This is a genomic window from Synechococcus sp. CCY9202 (assembly GCF_034931685.1).
In the GTDB taxonomy this organism is placed as follows: domain Bacteria; phylum Cyanobacteriota; class Cyanobacteriia; order PCC-6307; family Cyanobiaceae; genus CBW1002.
This window is the reverse complement of the sequence record NZ_JAYGID010000085.1, coordinates 1-17770: the sequence shown is the minus strand read 5'-3', so window position 1 is coordinate 17770 and position 17770 is coordinate 1. Positions and strand designations below refer to the sequence as shown.

General features: G+C 66.8%; 17 protein-coding genes. 9 read left to right on the top strand and 8 right to left on the bottom strand.

Annotation, left to right across the window (positions count from 1 at the left end; translation table 11 throughout):
* Positions 1–214 precede the first annotated feature (214 nt).
* Positions 215–553 carry a P-II family nitrogen regulator gene (locus VB777_RS11535; RefSeq protein WP_197156852.1) on the top strand — a complete coding sequence of 113 codons (339 nt, stop codon included), beginning with the start codon at positions 215–217 and terminating at the stop codon, positions 551–553.
* 223 nt (positions 554–776) lie between these two features.
* Here VB777_RS11535 and VB777_RS11530 read toward each other — a convergent pair whose 3' ends face one another.
* Positions 777–1631 (bottom strand): TlyA family RNA methyltransferase, encoded by an 855-nt coding sequence (locus VB777_RS11530; protein WP_322758417.1) that lies wholly within the window; start codon positions 1629–1631, stop codon positions 777–779.
* Between the two features lie 536 nt (positions 1632–2167).
* Here VB777_RS11530 and VB777_RS11525 point away from each other — a divergent pair.
* The gene (locus VB777_RS11525; protein WP_323249086.1) at positions 2168–2686 is read left to right on the top strand and encodes a hypothetical protein; all 519 of its coding nucleotides are present in this window, start codon (positions 2168–2170) and stop codon (positions 2684–2686) included.
* The gene (gene purB, locus VB777_RS11520; protein WP_197156856.1) at positions 2640–3935 is read left to right on the top strand and encodes an adenylosuccinate lyase; all 1296 of its coding nucleotides are present in this window, start codon (positions 2640–2642) and stop codon (positions 3933–3935) included. The genes VB777_RS11525 and purB overlap by 47 nt, the downstream gene beginning before the upstream one ends.
* Before the next feature lie 28 nt (positions 3936–3963).
* On the opposite strand, the gene rfbC is transcribed toward purB, so the two are convergent.
* The 6 genes from rfbC to VB777_RS11490 all read right to left on the bottom strand — a co-directional run bounded on the left by rfbC (position 3964) and on the right by VB777_RS11490 (position 11864).
* Entirely contained in the window at positions 3964–4536 is a 573-nt protein-coding gene (gene rfbC / locus VB777_RS11515; RefSeq protein ID WP_197156857.1) for a dTDP-4-dehydrorhamnose 3,5-epimerase, read from the bottom strand.
* Between the two features lie 154 nt (positions 4537–4690).
* Positions 4691–5767: a dTDP-glucose 4,6-dehydratase gene (rfbB, locus tag VB777_RS11510; protein ID WP_197156859.1), complete on the bottom strand. Its 1077-nt coding sequence runs from the start codon at positions 5765–5767 to the stop codon at positions 4691–4693.
* A 114-nt stretch (positions 5768–5881) separates the two neighbouring features.
* A complete protein-coding gene (gene rfbD, locus VB777_RS11505; protein WP_323249084.1) occupies positions 5882–6772 on the bottom strand; it encodes a dTDP-4-dehydrorhamnose reductase in 891 nt (296 codons plus the stop codon).
* Between the two features lie 53 nt (positions 6773–6825).
* On the bottom strand, positions 6826–7728 hold the full coding sequence (gene rfbA, locus VB777_RS11500) for a glucose-1-phosphate thymidylyltransferase RfbA (RefSeq protein ID WP_197156862.1): 903 nt from the start codon (positions 7726–7728) through the stop codon (positions 6826–6828).
* A gap of 218 nt (positions 7729–7946) precedes the next feature.
* A complete protein-coding gene (locus VB777_RS11495; RefSeq protein WP_197156864.1) occupies positions 7947–10808 on the bottom strand; it encodes a DEAD/DEAH box helicase in 2862 nt (953 codons plus the stop codon).
* A gap of 9 nt (positions 10809–10817) precedes the next feature.
* The gene (locus VB777_RS11490) at positions 10818–11864 is read right to left on the bottom strand and encodes a bile acid:sodium symporter family protein (protein ID WP_322758412.1); all 1047 of its coding nucleotides are present in this window, start codon (positions 11862–11864) and stop codon (positions 10818–10820) included.
* 91 nt (positions 11865–11955) lie between these two features.
* Between VB777_RS11490 and VB777_RS11485 the strand changes: the two genes are divergently transcribed.
* The 5 genes from VB777_RS11485 to bioA all read left to right on the top strand — a co-directional run bounded on the left by VB777_RS11485 (position 11956) and on the right by bioA (position 17194).
* Positions 11956–13182 (top strand): aminotransferase class I/II-fold pyridoxal phosphate-dependent enzyme, encoded by a 1227-nt coding sequence (locus VB777_RS11485; RefSeq protein ID WP_416223867.1) that lies wholly within the window; start codon positions 11956–11958, stop codon positions 13180–13182.
* A complete protein-coding gene (locus VB777_RS11480) occupies positions 13179–13979 on the top strand; it encodes an alpha/beta fold hydrolase (RefSeq protein ID WP_323249081.1) in 801 nt (266 codons plus the stop codon). The genes VB777_RS11485 and VB777_RS11480 overlap by 4 nt, the downstream gene beginning before the upstream one ends.
* Positions 13976–14785: a methyltransferase domain-containing protein gene (locus tag VB777_RS11475; RefSeq protein WP_323249079.1), complete on the top strand. Its 810-nt coding sequence runs from the start codon at positions 13976–13978 to the stop codon at positions 14783–14785. The genes VB777_RS11480 and VB777_RS11475 overlap by 4 nt, the downstream gene beginning before the upstream one ends.
* Before the next feature lie 84 nt (positions 14786–14869).
* Positions 14870–15598 carry a dethiobiotin synthase gene (gene bioD / locus VB777_RS11470; RefSeq protein WP_323249077.1) on the top strand — a complete coding sequence of 243 codons (729 nt, stop codon included), beginning with the start codon at positions 14870–14872 and terminating at the stop codon, positions 15596–15598.
* 279 nt (positions 15599–15877) lie between these two features.
* A complete protein-coding gene (gene bioA / locus VB777_RS11465) occupies positions 15878–17194 on the top strand; it encodes an adenosylmethionine--8-amino-7-oxononanoate transaminase (protein WP_323249075.1) in 1317 nt (438 codons plus the stop codon).
* Between the two features lie 15 nt (positions 17195–17209).
* Here the strand turns inward: bioA and VB777_RS11460 are convergent, their stop codons facing one another.
* A complete protein-coding gene (locus VB777_RS11460) occupies positions 17210–17476 on the bottom strand; it encodes a DUF3143 domain-containing protein (RefSeq protein WP_197156874.1) in 267 nt (88 codons plus the stop codon).
* A 62-nt stretch (positions 17477–17538) separates the two neighbouring features.
* Between VB777_RS11460 and VB777_RS11455 the strand changes: the two genes are divergently transcribed.
* Positions 17539–17770, top strand: a 232-nt coding sequence (locus VB777_RS11455; RefSeq protein WP_323249073.1) for a hypothetical protein, incomplete at its 3' end; no start/stop codon positions are given.

Below are 17770 nucleotides of genomic sequence, written 5' to 3'. Positions count from 1 at the left end.
CAGGCGGAGAAAGACAGACTCCTTCACTGGGCCTGTCAGGGGTTTCGGATGATACCGATGCGACCCGCCCGGTCGCGACCCACGCGAGGCCACGCCCCAGGTCACGCCCGTAGCCGTTGCTACGACGAACCCACCAAAGCTCGGGTCTGATGGACAGGTTTCCTCCTCTCCGGGGCCTTTCCTGAGAGACTTCAAACAGCCCCAAGCAGCTTCCATGAAAAAAGTCGAGGCCATCATTCGTCCCTTCAAGCTTGAGGACGTCAAGATCGCCCTGGTCAATGCCGGCATCGTCGGCATGACCGTGAGTGAAGTCAGGGGTTTCGGCCGGCAGAAGGGTCAGGTGGAGCGTTACCGCGGCTCTGAGTTCACAGTGGAGTTTCTGCAGAAGCTCAAACTTGAAATCGTGGTGGATGACGGCCAGGTGGACACCGTGGTGACGGCGATCCAGGATGCGGCTCGTACCGGCGAGATCGGCGACGGCAAGATCTTCGTGAGCACGATCGATTCTGTGATCCGCATCCGCACCGGCGAGCGGGACAGCGGCGCCATCTGATCCCCTGGGACCAGCACGGCCGCTGGGCAACAAGCTCAAGTCAGCCCTTCAGCCATCTGAAGGGCTTTTTTGTTTTCTTTCCTCGCGAGAGTTCCAGCCTCTGCGGGGATCCGACCGCATCCCATCGTGGCGGATCTATCGGACGCGCCAAATGGCTTCAGTCCGCCAGGAGACCTTCATCCGCACCGGCCAAGGCAACGCTCCTTGAGGTTTCGGCCCCCCTTCAGGTTGTGGAGAGAGTGGCTGACACCACCTGCTCCAAGGCCGTTCGACGCTCCTGCTCGGTGCCCGCCAGCAGAGCTGCGGGATCAGAGCTCCCGCCATTGGCCACAGGGGCTCCGCATAGCCATAACAAATATTCATGATTACCAGCCGGTCCCGTGATCGGCGAAGCCACCAAGCCAAGAGGACGCAGGCCCTCCCGAGCAGCCGCGGTGATCACCCGATCAATGGCGTCGGCATGGGCTAAGGCATCACGCACCACCCCACCCTTGCCAACCCGTTCACGGCCAACCTCAAATTGCGGTTTGACGAGCACCACAAGTTCAGACGTGGGGCTCAGGAGACGACCCAATGCCGGCAACACCAGCGAAAGCGAGATGAAGGAGACATCCGCCACCGCCAGATCCGGCCAGGGATCCTCTGGTGCATACAGCTGATCGGGATGGAGGTGGCGCAGATTGGTGCGCTCCTTGAGCACCACCCTTGGATCTGTGCGCAGGCTCCAAGCCGTCTGGCCATAGCCAACGTCCACGCCGTACACCCGCGCGGCTCCGTGCTGGAGAAGGCAATCAGTAAATCCACCGGTGGAGATGCCCCCATCAAGACAGACACGCCCAGCCACCCGGATCGGAAAGTTTTCCAGGGCAGCTGCTAGCTTCTCGCCGCCACGGGACACATAGCGTGGAGGCTGCTCCACTTCCAGAGCGCGATCCAGTGCAACCGGCAGACCAGGCTTGTCCAGGATCTGGCCACCGCTGCGAACCCGTCCGGCACGAATAAGCTGCTGCGCCTGCTGGCGTGTAGCAGCAAGGCCCCGTTGCACAAGCTCCTGATCCAGCCTCTGCTTACCTGCCATGGATCGCGACCAATTTCGATAACGCCAGGCAGCTTCGTTGGAGGAATGCGCCCTCTTCAAGCATACGACCTCAACTGCTTGACACACTCAAAGACCGGCACGACAATCCGTCCCATTTCAATAGCGCACCCTGAATTCAAGAATTCAGGAATTCTTTCCCAGGTCAACTACGACAAGAGCAACCGCGCGTTGCATCCAGTCCTTTCCAAGAGATCTTAACGCCTCCTTCCACTCCTTACGCCCATGCCATCGACAGATTAGCATGATTAACACGAAAGAAAGGTGAAGACGACCTTGCAGCCTCTGTGAATTCGCCTGCCCATGCGAGCCAACTTCTCCGATCAACCTTTCACCCATGCATGGCCAGGAAGACACAGCCAGCTCCATGGATGGCAATGAATCAGGCCTGTAGCAATCTTCAAGATTTCACCGACATTCAACTCCCTGGATGAAAATTCTATTTCACAACCATTCCAGGAGCATTGTCGTGATTACTCTCCGCTGACCCGTTTCGACATTTCATCAAAAGCGCAGGCATGGCGGCCATTATCTTCACATTTGCCCGTCTGCCATTCCACATGATCCTCAGAGAGAATTTTTTGCATGCCGTGGTGATGAATCTGCCGCCTGGAAAGACGAGCATTGACCAAAGCGGCGACAGAGGCACAACCAGATTCTCCAACGCTCCAGGAACCGAAAGCCGCACTGGCAGCAGTAAAGAACCGAATACCATCGTCCTCGAAGATCGAGTCAACCTTGGCAAGTCAGGCAACTCCATCCCTGAAGCAAAGCATCACTCTGGTGAGAACGTCCCTGTTCCACGACATCGTGAACGGCATCGGCGCGACTTCACCACACCTTCCCCCTTTGAAACCTCTGGATGTTCCATGTCATCGCTGCCGAAAAACCCTCGTGATTCTTGCTCACAGCCAGCCAATGAAGGGCATCATCGGCTGGCTGTCGCCCGCTTCGCCATAGATTGGGACGGTCGTCGCCACGCGCTGGCCCTTGATCGAGCGTTACACCCTGCCCGCCATGGGCCAGATCTGGAGTGAAGAGGCGAAATTCCAGAGCTGGCTGGATGTGGAGATCGCCGCTACTGAAGCCAATCATCGCCTCGGTCGCGTTCCTGCCGAAGCCCTCGCCACCATCAAAGCCAGAGCTCGCTTTGAGGTGCCCCGCATCCTCGAAATCGAGGCGGAGGTGCGTCACGATGTGATCGCCTTTCTCACCAACGTGAACGAGCACGTGGGGGATGCCGGCCGCTACATCCATGTGGGGATGACCAGCTCCGATGTGCTCGACACCGGCCTGGCCCTGCAGCTCAAGGCCTCTGCTCAGCTGCTGCGTCAGGAGCTGGATGCTCTGGCCTGCGCCCTTCGGGCTCTGGCCCAGGAGCACAAAGACACCGTGATGATCGGCCGCTCCCACGCCATTCATGGCGAGCCGATCAGCTTCGGCTTCAAGGTGGCGGGCTGGCTGGCGGAGGTGGTACGCAACCAGGAGCGGCTCGAACGTCTCGAGCAAGTGGTGAGCGTGGGCCAGATCAGCGGCGCCATGGGGACCTACGCCAACACAGATCCCCAGGTGGAAGCGATCACCTGCGAGATCCTCGGCCTGGTGCCCGACACGGCCAGCACCCAGGTGATCGGCCGCGACCGCCACGCCGAATACGTCCAGACCCTAGCCCTGGTTGGAGCGGCCCTGGAGCGCTTCTCCACCGAGATCCGCAACCTGCAGCGCACGGATGTGCTGGAGGTGGAGGAGAACTTCGCCAAGGGCCAGAAGGGCAGTTCCGCCATGCCCCACAAGCGCAACCCGATCCGCAGCGAGCGCATCTCCGGCCTGGCCCGCGTGCTGCGCAGCTACGTGGTGGCCGCCCTGGAGAACTGCGCCCTCTGGCATGAGCGCGACATCAGCCACAGCTCGGTGGAGCGCATGATGCTGCCCGATTGCTCGGTCACCCTGCACTTCATGCTGCGGGAAATGACCGACGTCGTGAAGGGGCTGGGGGTCTACCCGCAGAACATGGCCCGCAACATGAACGTCTACGGCGGCGTGGTGTTCAGCCAGCGGGTGCTGCTGGCCCTGGTGGCCTCAGGACTGAGCCGCGAAGAGGCCTACCGGATCGTGCAGCGCAACGCTCACACCGCCTGGAACACCGAAGGTGGCAATTTCCGCGCCAACCTCGAGGCCGATGCTGACGTGACAAGCCGCCTCAACGCGGAGCAGCTGGCCGCCTGCTTCGCCACCGACCTGCACCTGGCCAACCTGGGGGTGATCTGGGAGCGGCTGGGGATCTGAGGGCTGCAGCGATTGAGCACGCAGCTCCTCAGGCCTTCTGGCCTGAAGCCGGCAGCAGCGCCGGATCCTGGCCCGCCAGGGTTGGATTGGCCAGGTCCTTGACCGAGAGCTGCATCTCCACCCCTGGCGGCAGGTCGGGCCAGACAATGCCAACGGTGGGATCGTTCCAGGCGATCCCCTGTTCCGATGCCGGATGGTAATAATCCGAGCAGAGATAGCAGAAATCAGCCAGCTCACTGAGCACCAGGAAGCCATGGGCGAAGCCCGGCGGCACCCAGAGCTGCTGGTGGGTCACGTCGTCGAGCACCGCACCCACCCACTGGCCGAAAAAGGGAGAGCCGCGGCGCACATCCACCGCCACATCGAACACCGCCCCGCGGGAGCAGCGCACCAGCTTGCCCTGGGTCTGCACCAGCTGGTAGTGGAGACCGCGCAGCACCCCCTGGCGGCTGCGGCTCTGATTGTGCTGCACCAGCGGCGGAATTCCGGCCTGATCCAGCACGGTCTGGCGTGCCGTTTCCACAAAAAAGCCGCGGGCATCCCCGAAGACCTGCGGCTGCAGCAACAGCACCTCGGGGATGGACTGGGGAATGATCTGCATCACGGTGAAACGCAGCCGGGGTAGAGAAGAGAACCGAGACAGGAAAGAACAGAACTGCAATGCGTCCAGACAAGAACGGTCCAGGACAACAACGAATCCAGAGGGAGACAACATCAGGGAACCCCAGGGCTGGGGAATCCCGAAGCCTCAGGGCTCAGGCTCCCAGGGAGGCTCCGTACTGCGCTTCCAGGTAGCCGCTGTACTCCGGCGAGAGCAGCGGCTCCCACCAGCCACGGTTGGCCAGGTACCACTGCACCGTGCGCCGCAGGCCTTCCTGCACCGTCACCTGGGGCTCCCAACCCAGCGTGCGGCGAATGTGGGAAGAATCAATGGCGTAGCGACGGTCATGGCCGGGGCGATCCGCCACGAAGCGAATCAGCTCGCGGCAGGGCCGCACCGGCAGATCCGGCGCCAGCTCCTCCATCAGGTCGCAGAGGAGAGACACCAGATCGAGGTTGGCCACCTCGTTGTTGCCGCCGATGCAGTATGTGCTGCCAGGCTCGCCGGCCAGCAGCACCCGCTCCAGGGCCCGGCAGTGGTCGTGCACGTACAGCCAGTCGCGCACATTAGAGCCATCGCCATAGACCGGAATCGGCCGGCCGAGCAGGATGTTGATGAGCGTGAGCGGGATCAACTTCTCAGGAAAGTGATAAGGCCCGTAATTGTTGGAGCAGTTGCTGACCAGCACCGGCAGCCCGTAGGTGTGCTGCCAGGCCCGGGCCAGGTGATCGCTGGCGGCCTTGCTGGCGGCATAAGGCGAGCGGGGCGAATAAGCGGTGGATTCGCTGAAGGGAGGATCCTGCGGCTCAAGGCTGCCGAACACCTCATCAGTGCTCACATGCAGGAAGCGCCAGTGCTCGGGTGAGCCGTTGGCCAGCCAATGGGCCCGGAAGGCCTCCAGCAAGGTGAAGGTGCCGCCCACGTTGGTGCGCAGGAAGGCACCGGGGCCGCTGATCGAGCGGTCGACGTGGGATTCAGCCGCCAGATGGGCCACATGGCTGATGGCCTGCGCCTGGAGCACCTGGGCCACCAGCGCCGCATCGCCGATGTCGCCATGCACGAAGTGAACCCGGCCCGCATCGATCAATGGCGCAATCGTGGCGCGGTTGCCGGCGTAGGTGAGGGCATCAAGCACCACCAGTCGATCCTGTGGATGGGCGACGGCCCAGTGATGCACCAGGTTGCCGGCAATGAAGCCGGCACCGCCGGTGATCAGCAGATGGCGGGTCATGGGGAAGACAACAACACAGAAGCTTTGCGGTCGAGACAAAGGGTGGTGGCAGTGCCATCCAGCGGACCTGGTGCGGCAGGGAGCCTCATCGCAGCCAGGTCATCGCAAGCCCCCTCATCGCCAGGCCTTCAGGCAATGCCGCAGATCCTCGTGCCAGTTCGGCAGGGGAAGACCAAAGGTCGCCTCGAAGCGGGAGCCATCCAGCCGTGAGTTCGCCGGTCGGGCCGCTGGGGTTGGATAGGCACTCGACGGGATGGCACTGAGGGCGGGGGCGCGCTCCAGCAGGCCGAGGTCCACCGCCTCCGCGAAGATCGCCGCAGCAAAATCGTGCCAGCTCACGGCGTGTTGGCCGGCGTAGTGATAAGTGCCCCAGGGCAGCCCTGTGGCGATGGCTGGCTCGGCCAGGTGCAGCAGGGTGCGGGCGATCGCTTCGGCACTGGTGGGGCCACCGATCTGGTCATCCACCACAGACAGGGCCGGACGATCCCTACCCAGCCGCAGCATCGTGCGAACGAAACTGGAGCCCTGGATGCCGAACACCCAGCTCACCCGCAGCAGCAGGTGGGGACCACCGGCCGCCCGTAGCGCCTCCTCCCCGGCCAGCTTGGTTGCGCCATACACCCCCAGGGGGCCGGTCGGATCATCTTCCCGCCAGGGCGACTCACCACAGCCGTTGAACACATAATCGGTGGAGAGGTGCATCAGGGGTAGATCCCGCGCCGCACAGGCCTGGGCCAGCACACCCACACCAACGGCATTCACCGCGTGGGCGAGCTCGGGCTCACTTTCGGCCCGATCCACCGCCGTGTAGGCGGCGGCATTGATCACCAGGGCAGGCGCCAGCTGATCGAGCATCGCTTCCAGCTGCAGGGCCAGTTTGTCCGAAGGAGCCGCCAGATCGATCGCAGGCCGCCCTCCCGCCACCAGGGAGCGATCGGGCAGCAACACCGGTGCCAGGGCCTGCAGGGCGCTTGCCACCTGGCCGCTGCGACCGATGAGCAGCACCGGGGCCGAAGAGAACGAGGTCGTTCGAGAAGAGCTGGCAGGAACAGGAGTGCTCATGCGCAGCGCTCCGCCAGGAGGCCTTCGAGATAGGCGCCATAGCCGCTTTTGTGGAGCGGTGCCGCCAGCTGTGCCATCTGGTCATCACTGATCCAGCCCTGCCGCCAGGCCACTTCTTCGGGGCAGCCGATCTTGAGGCCCTGGCGTTTTTCGAGGGTGCGGATGTAGCTGCCCGCCTCATGCAGGGAATCACAGGTACCGGTGTCCAGCCAGGCCATGCCGCGGCCCAGCAGTTCCACCTGCAACTGCCCCCGCTCCAGATACAACCGGTTCAGGTCGGTGATCTCCAGCTCACCACGCGCCGACGGCCTCACCTGATGGGCCAGCTCCACCACCTGGGCGTCATAGAAATACAGACCGGTCACGGCGTAGTTGGAGGCTGGCACCGCCGGCTTTTCCTCCAGGGAGGTGACACGGCGCTGGGCATCGAACCCCACAACGCCGTAGCGCTCCGGATCCGCCACCCGATAGGCGAACACCGAGGCACCATCACCTCGAGACGCTGCAGTCTGCAGGGAAATCGAGAGATCGTGCCCATAGAACAGGTTGTCGCCCAGAACCAGGGCCGCCGGATGCCCGTCCAGAAAGGTCTCCCCGATCAGGAAGGCCTGGGCCAGGCCATCGGGGCTGGGCTGCTCGGCGTAGGAGAAGCGCACACCCCAGCGGCAACCATCGCCGAGCAGATCCTGGAAGCGAGGCAGATCATGCGGGGTGGAGATGATCAAAATGTCCTGGATGCCCGCCAGCATCAAGGTGGTGAGCGGGTAATAAATCATCGGCTTGTCGTAAACCGGCAATAGCTGCTTGCTCACCGCCTGGGTGATCGGATGCAGGCGTGTGCCACTGCCACCGGCCAGGATGATGCCGCGGCGACCAGAGGACTTGAACGAACCTGACAAGAATTCACGAGTGCTGGCGATACTTTCCCACAGGCGTGTGGTCGATCCCTGGCCTCCTGATCCACCAGGATGGATTCTGAGCCAGTGAGCTGGGATTCATCTGAAGGGTGTCGTCTAGGCAGGGTCTGGATAGCCCAGGAATATGCTTGAACCAAGGATTGAGAGTCGTGTCCCAGTCTTGACGGCAGTTTCTCGGCAGGCGGTTGTCCAGAGGATCCCTAGAGGGTAGGGCTGTCCCCAGGAGCCACAACCACAGCCTCACTTGCTACCGCCGACCCAGATCCAGATCCCGCCGGGGCGGCAGCCTGTTCCACCAGATCCTCGATTTCGCAGACGGGGAAGCGGTTGATCGCCTGCAGGGCACGGCGGGAGTTGCGGCGCAGCTGCTCGCTGATCGCCTCGCAATAGGGAATCTGGGCGAGCAGATCCACCGTGCGGCGCAGGATGCGCACCACGTCGCCTTCATCGAGGGAGGTGCTGGCGATCACATCGGTCCAGCTGGCCCCTCGGGCCCAGGCCTCCACCAATCCCGTGAGTTCGGGCTCCCACCAGACCGGCACCACCACCTTGCCGCGCTCCTGCTGGCGCTGCAGCTCCCGCCGCAGGCCGCGCAGGTCGTGCAGGGCTTCCTCCACCGCCGGTGGCGGAGGGAAGGCGCACCAGAGATCGGGGCGATTCACCTCCGTGGAGATCGCCTCGAGCACTGCGGCCAGCTCGGCGGGGTCGAGCCCATCGAGATGGCCACTCATCAGAGCGAGCCCCAACCAGAGCTCGTTGTCGCCCCGCAGGGCCGCCACGGTGCGGCCCACTTCCGTGGGCTCCAGCCCCTCCGCTCCATCCAGCCCCCCGAAGAAGCGCAGGATGTCGATCAGGGCCAGGAACGTATCCCAGTGGCGGTTGGAGCGGTGATGCAGCAGCGTCTGGCGCTCCTCGATCTCCACCGCGAGCTCCTCCATGCGGCGATGGTGCTGCTTGAGCCGCTTGCGGTCGCCCCACCGATGGGCCGGATGCAGCTCCAGCTCCTGCTCGAGCTGCTGCACCAGCCGCGCCTGCTCCTGCACCTCACCGGCCAGGTCGAACTGGGGGGTGCTCATGTCGTGGCGACGGGCCATCGAAGCCACCGCCAGGGCCAGACCACCGCTGGCCTGGTCGCCATGGCGCAATTCACCCTGATGCTGCAGCTCCGGTGGATCCAGCTGGCTCACCTGCAGGCAGCTGAGCTCGGCATGCAGGCTCACCACGGCATTGCAGGGGAGCAGCAGCCACTGGTTCTCATCGGTGAGGCAGAGCAGCAGGGGGAACTGGCCGGGTCCGGGCACCTTCCGCACGATCACCGCCGGTGTGACCCGACCCCGCAACTGGGGTGCCCGCAGGCTCACCAGGGTGCCCTCGCTGGAGAACTGCAGCGCCAGGGTGAGTTCGTGCACCAGGGTCTCCTCGGCCTGGTGCTGCAGGATCCGCAGCAGGCGGCGCTCCTCGCGCAGGCGGCCGCGCTGCTTCTCATAGTCTTCGAAGTCGTCCCAGGGCACATCGCCGCTGCCGGCCTCCAGGGAGGCGAGCTGGGCCCCCAGTTCGGCAATGCGGGCCTCGTCGTCCGCCAGGTCGAGGGTGGCGAGATACCGCCCGAAACTGCGTTCCACCAGCTCCCGCGCCTTGGCCAGGTCGTAGCGCTGCAGCAGGTTGAGCACCATGCCGTAGCTGGGGGTGAACTGGCTCACCAGCGGATCGGCCGGGCTGGTGGCCAGAGCCCCCGCTTCCCGCACCCCCTCGAAGCGGCTCTGCACCGTCACCACATAGCCCTGCACATCGAGGCCGCGCCGGCCCGCCCGGCCTGCCATCTGCAGGAACTCGCTGCCCATCAGCGGGCGGTGGCCCCGCTCGGTGCGCTTGGACAGCGAGGAGATCACCGTGGTGCGGGCCGGCATGTTGATGCCCGCCGCCAGGGTTTCGGTGGCAAACACCACCTTGATCAGGCCTTGCTGAAACAGATCCTCGATCAGCTCCTTCCAGGCCGGCAGCACACCGGCGTGGTGGGAGGCGATGCCCCGCAGCAGCGGTTCGTCGTGCCCCTCCCGCACCGCCTCCGGCGTAGCGGCCACGTAAGCCTCAAGGCGCACCGCAATCCGCGCCTGTTCCTCAGGGGTGACCAGGCAGAGCCTGCCCATGTCGCGCACGCCCTTGTCGCAGCCGCGCCGGCTGAAGATGAAGTAGATCGCCGGCAGCATGTCCCGCTCAGCCATCTGGGCCACCACGAACGCCAGGGGCGGCGCCTCGGGCTGGGGCGGTCGCGGCGGCTTGGGACCCTTGCGGCGGGTGGTCTTGGGAGGCCGCCAGACCTTGCAGTTGGGGTGCAGCCCCGTTCCTTCGTCGTTGAGCAGGGGGTGGAGACCCTTGGCACTGCAGAAGCTGAAGGCCAGCGGCACCGGCCGGAAATCGCTGTGCACCAGGCGGGTGGGGCCGTGCACCCGCTCGATCCAGTCGGTGAGCTGGCCGGCATTGGCCACCGTGGCGGAGAGCGCCACCAGCTGGATCGGCGGCGGGCAGTGGATGATCGATTCCTCCCAGACGGTGCCGCGCTGGGAATCATTCATGTAGTGGCACTCATCCAGCACCACCGCCTCGACATCCGCCAGGGGGTCGTCGTCGGGATGGTCGATCTCCGCGTAGAGCATGTTGCGGAAAATCTCGGTGGTCATCACGACGATCTGGGCCTCGCGGTTGAGGCTCAGATCGCCGGTGAGCAGACCCACCTTCTCCGCCCCGAACTGATGGCGGAAATCACGCAGTTTCTGATTGGAGAGGGCCTTGAGAGGCGTGGTGTAGAAGACCTTCTGGCCATGGGCCAGGGCGCGGTGGATGGCGTACTCACCCACCAGGGTCTTGCCAGAACCGGTAGGGGCACTCACCACCACCGAATGCCCCTGATTCAGCGCATCAATCGCCTCGAGCTGGAAGGGATCGAGCGAAAAGGGAAACAGTTGGTCCAGCGCGGGCACTGTCGGAGAGTGACCAGCCTGAGAAAGACCATCCTGGGAGGGACCAGCCTGGGGCGAATCAGCGCGTTGGCCGGGGCTTGGCATGGGCGGATCCTAGGGGCGGGCTGGCCCGGATCCGCTGCGGGAACGCCACCAGGCGGCCAGCAGGCTGCCCAGCACCGCGTGCACCACAGCCGAGATCGCACCGGGCAGGGCTGTGAGTGGGCTGGTGAAGGCCGAGCGGGCCAGCACCACCGCCAGGCCCGAGTTCTGCATCCCCACCTCGATGCTCACGGTGCGGCGCACCGCCAGGCCCGCGCCCCAGCTGCCATAGCCCGCCAGGGCAGGAATCCAGTAGCCCAGCAGGAAGCCGCCGCCATGGAGCAGCAGCGCCGCCAGCAGCAGCAGCGGCCCCTGGGCCAGCAGGTTGTCGCGCTGGCTCCCCACCACGCTGGCCACGATCAGCACGATCGCCACCACCGCCACCGGCGGCATGAGCGGCTCCACCCGCCGTGCCGCCCGGGGCGTCCAGCGTTTCAAGGCCACCCCGAGGGCCACCGGCAGCAGCACCACCTGCAGCACATCCAGCAGCAGCTTCCAGCCATCCACCGGCACGTAGCGGCCTGCCAGCAGGCTGGCCAACAGCGGGGTGAGTCCAACCGCCAGCAGGGTGCTGAGGGTCGTCATCACCACTGAGAGCGCCACATCCCCGCGCCCGATCAGCGTCACCACATTGCTGGCGGTGCCGCCCGGGCAGCAGCCCACCAGGATCAGGCCCACCGCCAGGGCAGGCTCCAGCCGCAGCCCCCAGGCCAGCAGCGCCGCCAGAGACGGCATCACCAGGTACTGGCAGATCACCCCCAGGCCCGCCGCTGCCGGCCGGCCCAGCACCCGCCGGAAATCCCCGAGCTGCAGCCCCAGCCCCATGCCCAGCATGATCACCGCCAGGGCCCAGACGATCGCCGGCCCCTTCAGCCAGGTGAACAGCTGCGGAAACGGCAGCGACAGCAGCACCGCCGCCAGGGTCCAGAGGGGAAAGAGCAGGGTGAACCGTTCCAGCAGCCTCAGGTGCGGCGGCAGGGCGGCGGGCGGCACAGCAGGTTGCGGCGGGGCTGCTTGCGGCGGTGGGGCCATCGACGGCAGATCAATCTTGCCGCCCATCCTGCTCAGCGGAACTGGAAGCACCAGTGCAAGACCCCGCATCAGAACAGGGGACAACGGGCGAGAGCCTGGCGCTGCTTAGGGTGGGTGGATGCGGCAGCCAGTGCCGGTGCCCGAGCCGATCAGCACAGCCCCCCACTGGCGTGAGCAGCTGATCGCCAGCCTGGCCGCCCTGCCGACCGAACGCCACCGCCGGATCCGCACCTTCCGGCCCGGCGGCAGCGCCGCCTCCTTGCAAGACGCGCACGCGAACGGCACCCCCCTGCTCGATCTGGCCAGCAACGATTACCTGGGCCTGGCGCGCCATCCTGCCCTGGCCCGGGCCGCAACGGCCTGCCTGAACGAGGAAGGCCTCGGTGCCGGCTCCTCACGGCTGGTCTGCGGCAGCCGGCCCATTCACGAAGCCCTGGAGCGGGCCCTGGCCCACTGGCTCGGCCGGGAACGGGTGCTGCTCTTTCCAAGCGGCTTCCAGGCCAATCTCGCCGCGGTGACAGCCCTGGCGGATCGCCACAGCCTGGTGCTGGCCGATCGGCTGATTCACCACTCCCTGCTGGTGGGCGTGCAGGCCAGCGGTGCCCGGCTGCAGCGCTTCCGCCACAACGATCTCCGCGACCTTGACAGGCGTCTGTTGGCGGCGCGCCAGGCCGATCCGGGGCGGCGCCTGCTGGTGCTGAGCGAAAGCCTGTTCAGCATGGAGGGCACCAACCCGCCTGTGGAAGCCCTGGCGCGGCTGTGCGGGCGCCATGGGGCCCTGCTGCTGCTGGATGAGGCCCATGCCCTGGGGGTGCTGGGACAGGGGGGCCGCGGCCTGGCCTGGGGACTGCCCGCTGTGACCCTGGTGAGCGGCACCTTCGGCAAGGCCTTCGGTGGGGGCGGCGCCTTCCTCGCCAGCGATGCCCTGGTGGGCGACTGGCTGCTGCAGCGCAGTGGCGGATTCCGTTACACCACAGCCCTGGCACCGCCCCTGGCGGCGGGGGCGCTCGCCGCGCTGGAACTCCTGAAGAACCGGGAAGCCTCTGGCCAGGAGGCCGGCCCGGCGCTGCTGGAGCGTGCCCGGCGTTGGCGCGATGGCCTTGCGGCTGCAGGCTGGCCCAGGCCCGCCGGCCACGGCCCGATCCTGGCGCTGCTGGTGGGAGACGACCAGGGAGCGCTCGACCTCCAGGCCCGCCTTGAAGCCGCCGGCCTGCTGAGCGTGGCGATCCGCCCGCCCACGGTGCCGGAAGGCCAGGCCCGGCTGCGCCTGGTGCTGCGCGAGGATCTGCCGTCGGGCAGCCTGCGTCGCCTGCTGGCGGCCCTCGGTTCACCGCCTGCACCATGACCCTCCAGGTGATCGCCATGCACGGCTGGGGCGGCGACAGCCGGGCCTGGGAACCCTGGCGGCAGCTGGCGGAGCAGCGGGGCTGGCAATGGCAGAGCGGCGAACGGGGCTACGGCTCCCTACCGCCACTGCAACCCACCTGGATCACAAGCGGCGCGGCCGCGGCCGGGCCCCGCGTGCTGATCGGCCACTCCCTCGGCCCCCACCGGGTGCCGGCGACCGTGCTGGCAGCCGCCGATCTGGTGGTGCTGCTGGCCAGTTTCGGGTGCTTCGTGCCGGAGGGCCGCGATCGCCGGCGGCTGCAGCGGGGGCTGGCCGGTATGGCGGCGCCGCTGCAGGCCCACCTGACCAGTGGCAAGGAGAGCAGCGAGCGTGCCGTTCAGAGCATGCTCGCGGCCTTTCTGCAGCAAGCGGCCGATCCTGCTGATGCAGCCCTGCTGCCCCCCGGACCGGAAAGCGACCCGATCACCCCCGCAGGCTGCCGGCGCCTGCTCGATGACCTGGAACGACTGGAACACTGCGACGGCCTGCCGACCGGATTTCCCGCTGCGGCCCAGGTACTGATCGTGGAGGCGGAGGCCGATCGGATCGTGGTGCCCGCCGCCCGGACCCTGCTGTGCGACGCCCTTCCCACAGCCGCGGTGGAGGTACTGCCCGGCGCCGGCCACAGCCTGCTGCAGACCAACGTGGTGCCGTTGGTGTTCAGCTGGCTGGAGGCCAGGCAGTGCCCGTGGGGCCAGGCAGGGGGGAGCGGTGCATCGGCCTCGGAGCCGGTACCGGCTGGGTCTGCCGAATGACGGATGCCGCGGCCTTCGGCACGACAGCGGCGACGCGATTCGGCTCGCAGGTGCGGCAGCGATTCGCCGGTGGAGCCAGCGACTACGACCAGGCGGCCCATCTGCAGCGCGCGGTGGCTTGGCGGCTGGCACACCACTGCCGCGAGCTGCCGCTGCCGCCAGGCCCCAGAGCAGACCTCGGCGCCGGCACCGGGCTGCTCAGCCGGGCCCTGCTGGAGCAATGGCCCTCGTCTTACGGCTCGCCCCGGCTGCAGCAGATCGATCTCTGCCCCGAACTGCTGGCCCGCAACCCACTGGCCAACGGCCAGGAGCAGCGGGGCTGGGATCTGGAGCGCGGGCTGCCAGCGGAGGTAGAGCCGGCGGCCCTGCTGGTCTCCAGCTTCGCGCTGCAGTGGCTGGAGCACCCGGCGGAGCAGCTGGAAAGCTGGTGCCACAGCCTCGTGCCAGACGGCTGGCTGGCCCTGGCGGTGCCCACCAGCGGCAGCTTTCCCCAATGGCGCGCCGCCGCCGCAGCCGCCGCCGTGCCCTGCACGGCCCTGATCCTGCCGAACGCAGCGGAGCTGTTCGCCGCGACCGAGCGTGGCGGACTGGTGCTGCGGAACTCCCAGGTGCTCCACTTTCAGCGGCCGTGCGTCGACGGGCGCGAGGCCCTGGGACGGATGCGCACCCTTGGCGCCGGAGCCAGCCGCAGCGCGCCACTGTCCCCGGTGCAGCTGCGACGGCTGCTGCGCCACTGGAAGCAACCCGGCCTCACTTGGGAGGTGTTGCTGCTGCTCGGCTCTCGCCCCACTGCCGGGGGCAGCTGACGAGGGCAGCTGACGGGGGGCGCTGAGCAGAATCACGCGTGCTGCTGCGGTTCTGCACGCAGTGACGCTGTCTTCGTCAACACGATGTCCGCCATCCACCGCCACGACCCATCCAGCACCGACCCAGGCACGGCCAGCGAAACAGCGAACTACGACGCCGAAGAGAACCGCAGTGGCCTGGTGATCTGCGGCACCGACACCGACGTGGGCAAGACGGTGGTGAGTGCCCTGGTGGTGCAGGGCCTGGGGGCCCGCTACTGGAAACCGGTGCAGAGCGGCCTGGACGGCGAGGGGGATCGGGGCCGGGTGCAGGATCTGCTGCATCTGCCCCCGGAACGGCTTCTGCCCGAGGCCTACCGGCTGCAGGCACCGGTCTCACCCCATTGGGCCGCCGAGCGACAGGGCCTCACGATCGACCCCGAGCGGCTCAGGTTGCCCGCCGGCGCGGGAGCCCTGGTCGTGGAAACCGCCGGTGGTCTGCTGGTGCCGCTGCGCCGCGACTGGCTGCAGATCGAGCAGGTTCAACGCTGGGGGCTGCCGGTGCTGCTGGTGGCCCGCAGCGGCCTGGGCACCCTCAACCACACTCTGCTCTCGCTCGAAGCCCTGCGGGCCAGGCGGATCCCGGTGCTGGGGCTGGTGCTGAACGGCCCCCTCCATCCCGACAACCCCCGCACCCTCGAAGAACTGGGGGGTGTGCCGGTACTGGCGGAGCTGCCGCCGCTCGACCCCCTGGAGGCCAGCGGCCTGCAACGACAGTGGCAGCGTTCCGAGCTGCCCCGTAAGCTGGCCCAATGGGCAAGAAACACCTCTTGATCAGCGGTGCCGTCGCCGTTCTTTGCGGAGCCATCCTGGTGCTCTTCACCGACATTGAAGTGCGGACTGTCCGCTGGTTCAGTTGCGGACCCCTGAGCACCAGCGGAGAAAAAAGTTCTGAAGTCTGCCGCTGATCCCACGGGTCCCTCCCGCTTCCAGGCAGACATCCGCATCCAGCGGTCGAGGATCCCAGTCAGCCATGACATCAGGGAATGAGGAGGACCACCATTCGGTTGTGCTTTGAATTCCTGGCAGCACAGCCGCACCATGCCGATCCGGATGAACGGAACCCAACTCCCTGAGTGTCTGGATCCGGTGGCCTCTCCTGGATCTTCCTGGCATCCCAATCTCTGGCATCCCACCACTCAGGTGGCCACGGCCGAGCCACCGCTGCGGGTGGTTGCCGGCAAAGGCGTCTGGCTGGAACTGGAGGATGGTCGTCGCCTGATCGACGCGATCAGCAGCTGGTGGGTGACCCTGCACGGTCACGCCGAACCGCGCATCGCCACGGCGATCGCCACCCAGGCCGTCACCCTCGAGCAGGTGATTTTCGCCAATTTCCGCCACCCCCCGGCCGAACGGCTGGCCGAACGGCTCAGCGCCGTCACGGGGCTGGAGCGCCTCTTCTTCTCAGACAACGGCTCCACCGCCGTGGAGGTGGCCCTCAAGATCGCCTGGCAGTGGTGGCACAACCGCGGTGAGCAGCGCTCCCAGCTGATCGCCTTCAGCGGGGCCTACCACGGCGACACTTTCGGGGCCATGGCGGTGGGGGAACGCTCCGCCTTCTCAGCAGCGTTCGAGCCGTTGCTGTTCCACGTAGCCCGCGCCCCCTGGCCCGCCACCTGGTGGGCTGACGCCACGGTGGAGGCCCGCGAGCAGGAGGCCCTGCAGCAGCTCGACAGCCTGCTGGAAACCCCGACCGCCGCCGTGATTCTCGAGCCGCTGGTGCAGGGGGCCAGCGGCATGGCGATGGTGCGGCCGGCCTTCCTGCAAGCCGTGGAACAGCGAGTGCGGCAGGCCGGCGCCCTGTTGATCGCCGATGAGGTGCTCACCGGCTTCGGCCGCTGCGGGGCCCTGTTCGCCAGCCAGCGGGCCGGCATCCAGCCCGACCTGATGGCCCTCTCCAAGGGCCTCACCGGTGGCTTCCTGCCGATGGGGGTGACCATGGCCCGCGAAGCGCTGTTCGAGGGATTCGTGGGGGAGCAGCCGCAGCTCACCTTCTTCCATGGCCACAGCTTCACCGGCAATCCGCTCGGCTGCGTCGCCGCCCTGGCCAGCCTCGATTTGCTGGAGGAGAACCCCGATCGCTACCGGGGAATCGAAGAACGCCACCGCCCCCATCTGGAACGGCTGGCGGCCCATCAGCAGGTGAAGCGGCCCCGACTTCTGGGCGGCATCGCTGCCTTCGATCTGGGGGCCGAACCGGCCAGTTATTTCAATCCGGCCGGCAAGGAGCTGGCACGGCGAGTGCGGGAGCACGGGGTGTTTCTGCGGCCCCTGGGTTCCGTGGTGTATCTGATGCCGCCCCTGTGCATGGAGGCGGCGGAACTGGACGCGTGCTACGCCGCCATCGCCACGGCGCTCGACGAGGGCTGAGCCTGCGGGTGCCCTTCAGGGCCCAGCCAGGATCGCCGCCTCCACATCGGCGCGGGGCAGTCCGTAGGGGAAGTGCCGCACGCTCTGCTGACCCTCCTGGTGCCAGGTCACCTTGAGTTCGTCAACTTCCAGCACGATCTGGGCGCTCCAGCGGGGCTGGTGCAGATCCCACTGGGATGGATCCGTCCGCGACTGGCTCCCGCCCAGCTGGCGCAGCCACTCCTCCAGTCGGGGCAAGGGGTGCTTGTAGAGAGGGATCTCGGGAGGAATCGGGCTCGCCATCGTCGTGAAGGGCTGCGGCGGTGCCCTCAGTCTGCGACGCAGGTCGCTCGCCAGGCTGCGCTGTGGCTGCTTTGACCGGTGGGAGTGGGGCCGCCTCCACCCACCAGCTGGGGCGCTGGATCATCTCCACCCCCCGGGCCCAGGCCAGCCCCAGGCCCAGCACCAGACTCAGCACCAGGGCACACCCCAGCAACAGCAGGGCGAACCACTCACCCCCGGAGAGAGGACGACGCACCGGCACCGGTCGGGGCGTGGCGCGCGACGGGGCCGCCGGTCGGCTGACGGGCGCCACCG

Excerpts from the sequence above, each read along its gene's own strand:
- VB777_RS11535 (WP_197156852.1), top strand. The coding sequence starts at position 215 with ATGAAAAAAGTCGAGGCCATCATTCGTCCCTTCAAGCTTGAGGACGTC.
- VB777_RS11530 (WP_322758417.1), bottom strand. The coding sequence starts at position 1,631 with ATGGCAGGTAAGCAGAGGCTGGATCAGGAGCTTGTGCAACGGGGCCTT.
- VB777_RS11525 (WP_323249086.1), top strand. The coding sequence starts at position 2,168 with ATGGCGGCCATTATCTTCACATTTGCCCGTCTGCCATTCCACATGATC.
- rfbC (WP_197156857.1), bottom strand. The coding sequence starts at position 4,536 with ATGCAGATCATTCCCCAGTCCATCCCCGAGGTGCTGTTGCTGCAGCCG.
- rfbB (WP_197156859.1), bottom strand. The coding sequence starts at position 5,767 with ATGACCCGCCATCTGCTGATCACCGGCGGTGCCGGCTTCATTGCCGGC.
- VB777_RS11495 (WP_197156864.1), bottom strand. The coding sequence starts at position 10,808 with ATGCCAAGCCCCGGCCAACGCGCTGATTCGCCCCAGGCTGGTCCCTCC.
- VB777_RS11490 (WP_322758412.1), bottom strand. The coding sequence starts at position 11,864 with ATGGGCGGCAAGATTGATCTGCCGTCGATGGCCCCACCGCCGCAAGCA.
- VB777_RS11485 (WP_416223867.1), top strand. The coding sequence starts at position 11,956 with ATGCGGCAGCCAGTGCCGGTGCCCGAGCCGATCAGCACAGCCCCCCAC.
- VB777_RS11480 (WP_323249081.1), top strand. The coding sequence starts at position 13,179 with ATGACCCTCCAGGTGATCGCCATGCACGGCTGGGGCGGCGACAGCCGG.
- VB777_RS11475 (WP_323249079.1), top strand. The coding sequence starts at position 13,976 with ATGACGGATGCCGCGGCCTTCGGCACGACAGCGGCGACGCGATTCGGC.
- bioD (WP_323249077.1), top strand. The coding sequence starts at position 14,870 with ATGTCCGCCATCCACCGCCACGACCCATCCAGCACCGACCCAGGCACG.
- bioA (WP_323249075.1), top strand. The coding sequence starts at position 15,878 with ATGAACGGAACCCAACTCCCTGAGTGTCTGGATCCGGTGGCCTCTCCT.
- VB777_RS11460 (WP_197156874.1), bottom strand. The coding sequence starts at position 17,476 with ATGGCGAGCCCGATTCCTCCCGAGATCCCTCTCTACAAGCACCCCTTG.